The sequence below is a fragment of the Streptomyces sp. genome (assembly GCF_050698815.1).
Taxonomy (GTDB): Bacteria; Actinomycetota; Actinomycetes; order Streptomycetales; family Streptomycetaceae; genus Streptomyces.
This window is the reverse complement of the sequence record NZ_JBOHCV010000444.1, coordinates 1-7,968: the sequence shown is the minus strand read 5'-3', so window position 1 is coordinate 7,968 and position 7,968 is coordinate 1. Positions and strand designations below refer to the sequence as shown.

8 protein-coding genes are annotated in these 7,968 nt (G+C 67.3%); 5 read left to right on the top strand and 3 right to left on the bottom strand.

From position 1 onward, the window contains the following. The first annotated feature begins 2 nt into the window (after positions 1–2). Both rpsR and rplI read left to right on the top strand, forming a co-directional pair. The gene (rpsR, locus tag ACRDP3_RS16260) at positions 3–197 is read left to right on the top strand and encodes a 30S ribosomal protein S18 (RefSeq protein WP_014177940.1); all 195 of its coding nucleotides are present in this window, start codon (positions 3–5) and stop codon (positions 195–197) included. An 18-nt stretch (positions 198–215) separates the two neighbouring features. After that, a complete protein-coding gene (gene rplI, locus ACRDP3_RS16255) occupies positions 216–662 on the top strand; it encodes a 50S ribosomal protein L9 (RefSeq protein WP_431517672.1) in 447 nt (148 codons plus the stop codon). Between the two features lie 107 nt (positions 663–769). Here the strand turns inward: rplI and ACRDP3_RS16250 are convergent, their stop codons facing one another. Further along, positions 770–2,110, bottom strand: coding sequence for an MATE family efflux transporter (locus ACRDP3_RS16250; protein WP_431517671.1), 1,341 nt, complete (start codon positions 2,108–2,110; stop codon positions 770–772). 491 nt (positions 2,111–2,601) lie between these two features. Here ACRDP3_RS16250 and dnaB point away from each other — a divergent pair, with 491 nt between their 5' ends. Together dnaB and ACRDP3_RS16240 are read left to right on the top strand one after the other, a co-directional pair. Further along, positions 2,602–4,788 (top strand): replicative DNA helicase, encoded by a 2,187-nt coding sequence (gene dnaB, locus ACRDP3_RS16245; RefSeq protein WP_431517670.1) that lies wholly within the window; start codon positions 2,602–2,604, stop codon positions 4,786–4,788. 5 nt (positions 4,789–4,793) lie between these two features. Beyond that, positions 4,794–4,994 carry a helix-turn-helix domain-containing protein gene (locus tag ACRDP3_RS16240; RefSeq protein WP_431517669.1) on the top strand — a complete coding sequence of 67 codons (201 nt, stop codon included), beginning with the start codon at positions 4,794–4,796 and terminating at the stop codon, positions 4,992–4,994. On the opposite strand, the gene ACRDP3_RS16235 is transcribed toward ACRDP3_RS16240, so the two are convergent. Both ACRDP3_RS16235 and ACRDP3_RS16230 read right to left on the bottom strand, forming a co-directional pair. Further along, positions 4,979–5,335: a hypothetical protein gene (locus tag ACRDP3_RS16235; protein WP_431517668.1), complete on the bottom strand. Its 357-nt coding sequence runs from the start codon at positions 5,333–5,335 to the stop codon at positions 4,979–4,981. The two genes, ACRDP3_RS16240 and ACRDP3_RS16235, sit on opposite strands and share 16 nt — an antisense overlap. A gap of 926 nt (positions 5,336–6,261) precedes the next feature. Then, on the bottom strand, positions 6,262–7,179 hold the full coding sequence (locus ACRDP3_RS16230; RefSeq protein ID WP_431517667.1) for an SMP-30/gluconolactonase/LRE family protein: 918 nt from the start codon (positions 7,177–7,179) through the stop codon (positions 6,262–6,264). Between the two features lie 118 nt (positions 7,180–7,297). Between ACRDP3_RS16230 and ACRDP3_RS16225 the strand changes: the two genes are divergently transcribed. Beyond that, the gene (locus tag ACRDP3_RS16225) at positions 7,298–7,753 is read left to right on the top strand and encodes an Lrp/AsnC family transcriptional regulator (protein ID WP_431517666.1); all 456 of its coding nucleotides are present in this window, start codon (positions 7,298–7,300) and stop codon (positions 7,751–7,753) included. The last annotated feature ends 215 nt before the right edge of the window (positions 7,754–7,968 follow it).

Here is a 7,968-nt window from a genome sequence, read left to right as displayed (position 1 = left end):
GCGTGTTCTGCAAGGAGAAGATCTCCTACGTCGACTACAAGGACACGAACCTGCTGCGGAAGTTCATTTCCGACCGCGGCAAGATCCGTGCCCGCCGGGTCACCGGCAACTGCACCCAGCACCAGCGCGATGTCGCCACGGCCGTCAAGAACAGCCGTGAGATGGCGCTGCTGCCCTACACCTCGACCGCTCGATAAGGGAAGGGTGACCAACAGATGAAGATCATCCTGACCAACGAGGTATCCGGCCTCGGTGCCGCGGGCGACGTCGTCGAGGTTCGCGACGGCTACGCGCGCAACTACCTGGTCCCGCGCGGTGTCGCCATCCGCTGGACCAAGGGTGGCGAGAAGGACGTCGCGCAGATCCGCCGCGCCCGCAAGATCCACGAGATCGCCACGATCGAGCAGGCCAACGAGGTCAAGACCCGGCTGGAAGGCGTCAACGTGCGCCTGAAGGTCCGGGCCGGCGACCAGGGCCGCCTGTTCGGCTCCGTCACCCCCGCCGACATCGCCGGCGCCGTAAAGAACGCCGGCGGGCCGGAGATCGACAAGCGCCGCATCGAGGTGGGTTCGCCCATCAAGACGCTGGGCTCCCACCAGATCTCGGTGCGCCTGCACGCCGAGGTCGCCGCCAAGGTCGAGGTCGAGGTCATCGCAGCGTGACCACGACCGTCAACTGACGGCGTGACGGCATGACAGAGGGCCGTACCCCTTCCGGGTGAGGGGGTACGGCCCTCCGTTTTTTCGTACCGCACCATGTCCGCCACCGGTCACACCCGCACCGCCCCCGTCACCACCCACCGCCCCGAACGGGCCCGCGCCCACAACGTCAGCAGCCGGACCCCCATCATCACCCCCGCGATCGCCCACCACAGCGCCGTCAGCCCACCCCCCAGCGCAGGCACCGCCAGCGCCACCGGGGCGAACAGCGCGAGCGTCACCAGCATCGCCCCGGCCAGATACGGGCCATCCCCCGCTCCCATCAGCACCCCGTCCAGCACGAACACCACTCCGGCCACCGGTTGCGTCACCGCCACCACCAGCAACGCGGACGTCAACGCGTCGATCACCGCCGCGTCCGAGGTGAACAACGGCATGAACACCGGCCGCGCCACCGCCACCAGCGCCCCCAGCACCACCCCGGACACGACCCCCCACTCCACCATCCGCCGGCACGCCGCCCGCGCCCCCGCCTCGTCCCCCGCCCCCAGTTGCCGCCCGATGATCGCCTGCCCCGCGATGGCGATCGCGTCCAGCGCGAAGGCCAGCAACGACCAGAGCGTGAGCGCGATCTGATGAGCCGCGATATCCGCGTCACCCATCCGTGCCGCCACCGCCGTCGCGATCATCAGCACCGCGCGCAGCGACAGCGTACGGATCAGCAACGGCGCACCGGCCTGTGCGCACGCCCGGATCCCGGCGGCATCGGGACGCAGCGACGCACCATGCCGCCGGGCGCCCCGGACCACCACGATCAGGTACGCGGCCGCCATCGCACCCTGCGCGAGCACCGTGCCCCAGGCGGAGCCGGCGATGCCGAGACCGAAGCCGTAGACGAGCAGCACGTTCAGCGCGGCATTGGCGGAGAAGCCGCCGACCGCCACGTACAGGGGCGTCCGGGTGTCCTGCAGTCCGCGCAGCACCCCGGTCGCCGCCAGTACGACGAGCATGGCGGGGATGCCCAGCGCGCTGATCCGCAGATACGTGACGGCGTGCGGGGCCGCGGTGGCGGACGTCCCGAACAGGTCCACCAGCGCCGGTGCGGTCGGCAGCACCACCGCGATCACGGCTGCGCCCAGCAGCAGCGCCAGCCAAATGCCGTCCATGCCCTGCCGGATGGCGGCCGGCAGATCGTCCGCGCCGACCCGGCGGGCCACGGCGGCGGTGGTGGCGTACGCGAGGAAGACGAAGATGTTGACCCCGGTCTGCAGCAGCGCGGCGGCCACTCCGAGACCGGCGAGCTGCGGTGTGCCCAAGTGGCCGACGACGGCGCTGTCCACCATCAGGAAGAGGGGCTCCGCGACGAGCGCGCCGAAGGCGGGGAGGGCGAGTGCGACGATCTCGCGGTCGTGCCGGCGCCTGGCCACGCGCGGATCGGAGGGGTCGGTCATGGGTGCGATCCAAGCATCCACAGGTAACGACTGCAAGTCATCTGTGTCTATTACATTCGCCCGACAGTCGTGGGCACAGGACAACTCTGCGCCACCCTGTGCCACGAATCCGCCCCAGCTGCCGAAGTTTTTTTCCCGCACAGGCGGTGGACATCATCACCGCAGCTCAGAGGTGCTATGGCGAGGAAGGCTGAGACTTCTCCACAGGACTGTCCCCCGGCCCGTACACAGCTTTGGCAGCCTTCTCCACAGGAACCGGCACGTCGTCCACATCACCCTGTGGATAACAAGATTGGCTGACGTCACCGGTGGCCATACCGTAGTCCAGCGCCCGCACTCGTCCGCCCTGCGTTTCCCCCGTCTTCACCGCAGCCTCGACGCGCCGCAAAGGGGAGTCGGGCGGCCCATTGTCAGAGCCGTGCCGTAAGAAAGATGGGGCACTGCGGCGAGGTCCGGTCGTGCTCGATCGCCGGACGGGGAGGAGGTGCCGGGTGACGCAGCAACCTGAACACGTCGAGGACATCTGGGCGGACGACACCGGCCCCGGGCCCGACAACGGGCACGCGGCCGACCCCGGCGACCGACTTCCCGTCACCCGCCAGCGCCGCGGCGGCTCGTACGACCGCGGCCACCCCGAACAGCACGACCGGGGCCACGACAGCGGCCACGACCGGGCCATGGCCGCCCCCACCTCCTTCGAACGCGTTCCCCCGCAGGACCTCGAGGCCGAACAGTCCGTGCTGGGCGGCATGCTGCTCTCCAAGGACGCCATCGCCGACGTCGTCGAGGTGCTCAAGGGCCACGACTTCTACCGCCCGGCCCACGAAACCGTCTACCAGGCGGTCCTCGACCTGTACGCCAAGGGTGAGCCGGCCGACCCCATCACGGTCACCGCCGAACTCACCCGGCGCGGCGAGATCAGCCGCGTCGGCGGCCCGGGCTACGTCCACTCCCTCGTCCAGATGGTCCCCACGGCGGCCAACGCGGAGTACTACGCCGAGATCGTCCACGAGCGCGCCGTGCTGCGCCGCCTGGTCGAGGCCGGCACCCGCATCACCCAGATGGGATACGCGGCGGACGGCGATGTCGACGACATCGTCAACTCCGCCCAGTCCGAGATCTACGCCGTCACCGAGCAGCGCACGTCGGAGGATTACCTCCCGCTGGGCGACATCATGGAGGGCGCCCTCGACGAGATCGAGGCGATCGGCTCCCGCAGCGGCCAGATGACGGGCGTCCCCACGGGCTTCACGGACCTGGACTCCCTGACGAACGGCCTCCATCCGGGCCAGATGATCGTCATCGCGGCAAGGCCCGCTATGGGTAAGTGTCTCGTGTCCATGACAAAACTGGTCGAGGCGCGTACGGGCGAGCGCATCACCGTCGAGGACTTCGTCCGACGCGGTCAGGCGGGCGAACGCCTGGAGGTGCACACCCTCACGGACGACTGGAAGCTGCGCGCTGTCCACCCGTCCGACTTCGTCCACAATGGCCGGCGTTCGGTGTTCCGGCTGACGACGCAGCTGGGCCGGGCGATCTCCGCGACGCATCAGCACCCGTTCCGCACGCTGCGCGGTTGGGTTCCCCTGGAGGATCTCCGCCCGGGCGACCGCATCGCGGTACCCCGCGACCTCGCCGCCCGGACCGGGGGCTCCGGTGAGCGGGTGGGTAAACCCGATCTGGATCTGATTCCCGGTGACGTCTGGGAGATGATCAAGGCGGAGAAGGGCGACCGGAGTTGGGCGGAGATCAGTGCCCGTACGGGCCGGCCGCGCAACCACAACTGGCATGTCGGGCAGCAGGTGAGCCGCCACCGGCTGCTGGAGCTGGGCAAGGCTCTCGACTCCCGGTCGCTGATCGACATCGCCGAGTCGGATGTGCAGTGGGACAGGGTCGATTCGGTGATTCCGGACGGGGAATCTGAGGTCTACGACCTGACGGTGGAGGGGACGCACAACTTCGTCGCGGACGACATCGTGGTGCACAACTCCACACTGGCGTTGGACTTCGCGCGGACGTGCTCCATCAAGCACAGCATGCCCAGCGTGATCTTCTCGCTGGAGATGGGGCGTAACGAGATCGCGATGCGACTGCTGTCCGCCGAGGCACGGGTGGCGTTGCACCACATGCGGTCCGGCTCGATGACGGACGAGGACTGGACGCGGCTGGCCCGCCAGATGCCGGGGGTGACGGAGGCGCCGCTCTACATCGATGACTCACCGAACCTGTCGATGATGGAGATCCGGGCCAAGTGCCGTCGGCTGAAGCAGCGCAACGATCTCAAGCTGGTCGTGATCGACTATCTCCAGCTGATGCAGACGGGCAGCTCGCGCCGTCCGGAGAGCCGTCAGCAGGAGGTCTCGGAGATGTCCCGTAACCTCAAGCTGCTCGCGAAGGAGCTGGAGGTTCCGGTCATCGCGTTGTCGCAGCTCAACCGTGGTCCGGAGCAGCGTACGGACAAGAAGCCGATGGTGTCTGATCTCCGTGAAAGCGGAAGCATTGAGCAGGATGCTGACATGGTTGTCCTACTGCATCGCGAGGACGCGTACGAGAAGGAGTCGCCGCGCGCGGGGGAGGCGGACCTGATCGTGGCCAAGCACCGTAACGGTCCGACGGCGACGATCACGGTCGCCTTCCAGGGCCACTATTCGCGCTTCGTGGACATGGCACAGACGTAGCGAGCGTGTATCCCGCCCTGCGCAAGGCCGCCCAGGCCCTCGGCGTTCACCAGTCGGCATTGGTGACACAGATCAACCGCCTCGAAAAGGACCTCGGGCGGCCACTGCTCGAACGAGCCGAACGCGGGTGGGCCATGAAGCTGACGCACTTCGACGAGGAAGTCGTCACTGCGGCCAGCAGAAGGCTATGTCAGCCCTGCTGTTGATCGTCACCGACCTCGAACTGCGAACCGATGTTGTTCCACATGAAGCTGTTCCGCCAGTCCGCCTTACCGGCAGCCCAGCCGAGCAGGGCATTCAGTACCTTTTCCTGGGAAATGGTCCGGGTTTGATGGTGCTCGGCGGCAACGCCGTCCCGATATTCGAGTTGGTACGTGTTGTCGTCGCGCAGCAGTACCTGGACATACCAGCTACCCTCCATGCCATCCTCCACGCGCTCCAGAACCAGATGCGCGTTACTGCGATGGAGGTTGGCCAGCATCGTGCCTATCACCGGCTTCGACGGCTTCTTCACCACGCGCCCAGCCTCATTCGTCGCGATCAGCATGGGCGCAATCTTCCAGCATGGCTCTGACATCGCCGCGGCGGACGATCAGAGCTCCGTCATCATGGGCTGGTGACGACATGGATGCGCTGCTACTGGGACGAGGAAGACGTCTGGTTTTACTTCGAGGTCGACGCCGAAGGTTGGGTGACCCGGCAGATCGAGCTCGAAGGGCCTGAGCTGACCCCGATCGCAGCGGCTTCCGGTCGACTGGCTTCGGGACCACCTCGCTCCCGGAGCGACGCACTACTTGGTCCCCGCACTCGTGCATCACCTCAGTCACCGCCCCGAAGTGTCGCCGCACTGGAGATGCGAACTGCTGCTGACGGCCCCGCGTGGCGAGCAGTTCTTGAGCCTGCTCGACGTGCTCCCCACCACCTTCAGCAAGCTCCCGGAGACCTTGGGCGCCACGTTCAAGACGGACATCGCAAGCCGCATGGAGCGGGCACCAGCCCAGCGTGAGTGGGCAGAAGTAGCTGGTCGACTGCCGAAGTCGACCCTGAAGAAATGCCACGAGCCTGAGACACCAGACGGGGACATGGGCTGAGACAGCCCAGAGAGCCCCTGGTCAGGGCGACGGCCTATGTCACGGGCGGCGAGATCCTACAGGCGGCGGCCCTGTTGGGCTCGCACATCCCGGGCCGGCCTTGCGGCAGCTGTGCTCTCACACGGGATGTGCGAGCCCTTCGTCACCCCGTCACGTGACGTGACGGGATGCGAGGCCGTGGATCAGCTGTGCCCGATCTTGTACGAGAGCTTGTAGTCGGCGCCGGAGTTGAAGCGGAGGACGCCGCTGCCCTTCCTGCTGACGGTGTGCTTGCCGAGAACGTCGTCCGGGTCCGGCCCGTCCAGCTCGACGACCTTGATCGTCGCCTTGCTGCCGATGCCGATGTACTCGTGGATGCTGAACTTGTCCCCGTGGATGTTCCCTACCTGTGGAACGGCCGTGGTGCGCCGTTGACGCCCAGGGTGATGGCGTAGACCGACGTCGAGGCGCAGATGAACAGGCGGTTGTGCTTGGCGCCGCCGAAGGCGACGTTCGCGGTGGACTCCGGGGTGAGGATGCGTCCGATGAGGGTGCCGTCGGGCTCGTAGCAACGCACGCCGTCCCCGGCGGCGAGCCAGACGCGGCCGCTGTCGTCGAGGTCGAGGCTGTCGAAGTGGACGTGTGGTGCGCCGTCGGCGGAAGCGAACACCTCTCTGTCCGCCAGGGTGCCGTCGTCCTTGACGTCGAAGGTGAGCAGGTGGTTGGCGCGTGAGTCGGCGACGTAGAGGCGGCGTTGGCCGGGTGCGAAGCCGATGCCGGTCGGCTGGCTGAAGCCTTCGGCCATGATGGTGCACCGGCCGGTGTGCGGGTCGGCCCGGTAGAGGTTGCGGGCGCCGATCTCGCTTTCGCCCCGGTTTCCTTCGTAGTCGCTGTCGATGCCGTACGTGGCATCCGTGAACCACACAGCACCGTCGGCGGCGACGACCGCGTCGTTGGGGCTGTTCAGTCGCTTGCCTTCGTAGCGGTCGGCGATGACGGAGATCGACCCGTCGTGCTCGGTGCGGGTGACGCGACGGTTGCCGTGTTCACAGCTGATGAGCCGTCCGGAGAAGTCCAGAGTATGGCCGTTGGGGTAGCCGGCAGGGGCGCGGAAGACACCGACGGAGCCGCTTGTCTCGTCCCAGCGGAGCATCCGGTCGTTGGGTATGTCGCTCCACAGGAGATACCGCCCCGCCGGCACGTAGACCGGCCCTTCAGCCCAGCGGGATCCCTCGTGGAGCTGCTCGATGCGCATGTCTCCCTGGCAGCGGGTGAATCTCGGATCAAGCGTCTCGTAGGGGGTCGAGTAGGCCGGCTCCATGGCACACCTTAGGGTCATCGTCCGAAGGATTATTGGTCTGATGCCTACGTTACTGAACAGGGTATGGTTTCTGTGCCGGATTCCCTATGAGTGTTCAGTGCGCGAAGTGAGGAGCGTCATGGATGACGTCGACCGGCGACTGCTGGCTCTGCTCCAGGAGGACGCCACTCAGTCGTACGCGGTCCTCGGTGCGGCCGTCGGGCTGTCCGGCGGTGCGGCCCACGACCGTGTACGCAAGCTTCGCGAACGGGGTGTCATCCGCCGTACGACCATCGACGTCGATCCGGACGCCCTGGGGCTGGGGGTGCTGGCGCACGTCCTCATCGACTCCGACGCGTGGATGGGCGAACCGGTCACCAGGAGCGCCCTGTTCGCCCTTCCCTGGATCGAGGAGGCGTACATCGTCGCGGGCGCCGCATCCGTCCTGGTCAAGGTCCGCGCTTCCAGTACCGAGGAGCTGCAGACCGCCCTCCGCCGCATTCACGAGGTCGACGGCGTGACCAGCACTCAGGCCATCGTTGTCCTGCAGACGTTCTTCGAACGCCCACCCGACCCGCTCACCGCCGACGGGTGACCCCTCCCCGGGGGACTTGAGGTCTCGGTCCGTACCGGAATCAGATATCGCACGGGCTAAGATGCCCGGGGCCCGAAGCCGCAAGTTCGAGTTGCGACTTCGGGCCCTTTCGCGGGCCTGCCGTTGATGTGGTTACTCCAGTACGCGGAGCTTCGCTCCGTTGTTCCACGCCTCCAGCAGGCCGCGGTGGATGGCGGTCACCTCGTGGCGTGCGG

What these genes read in the sequence shown, in the direction of transcription:
- ACRDP3_RS16225 (WP_431517666.1), top strand. Translation starts at nt 7,298, where the DNA reads ATGGATGACGTCGACCGGCGACTGCTGGCTCTGCTCCAGGAGGACGCC.
- ACRDP3_RS16235 (WP_431517668.1), bottom strand. Translation starts at nt 5,335, where the DNA reads ATGCTGATCGCGACGAATGAGGCTGGGCGCGTGGTGAAGAAGCCGTCG.
- ACRDP3_RS16250 (WP_431517671.1), bottom strand. Translation starts at nt 2,110, where the DNA reads ATGACCGACCCCTCCGATCCGCGCGTGGCCAGGCGCCGGCACGACCGC.
- ACRDP3_RS16230 (WP_431517667.1), bottom strand. Translation starts at nt 7,179, where the DNA reads ATGGAGCCGGCCTACTCGACCCCCTACGAGACGCTTGATCCGAGATTC.
- rplI (WP_431517672.1), top strand. Translation starts at nt 216, where the DNA reads ATGAAGATCATCCTGACCAACGAGGTATCCGGCCTCGGTGCCGCGGGC.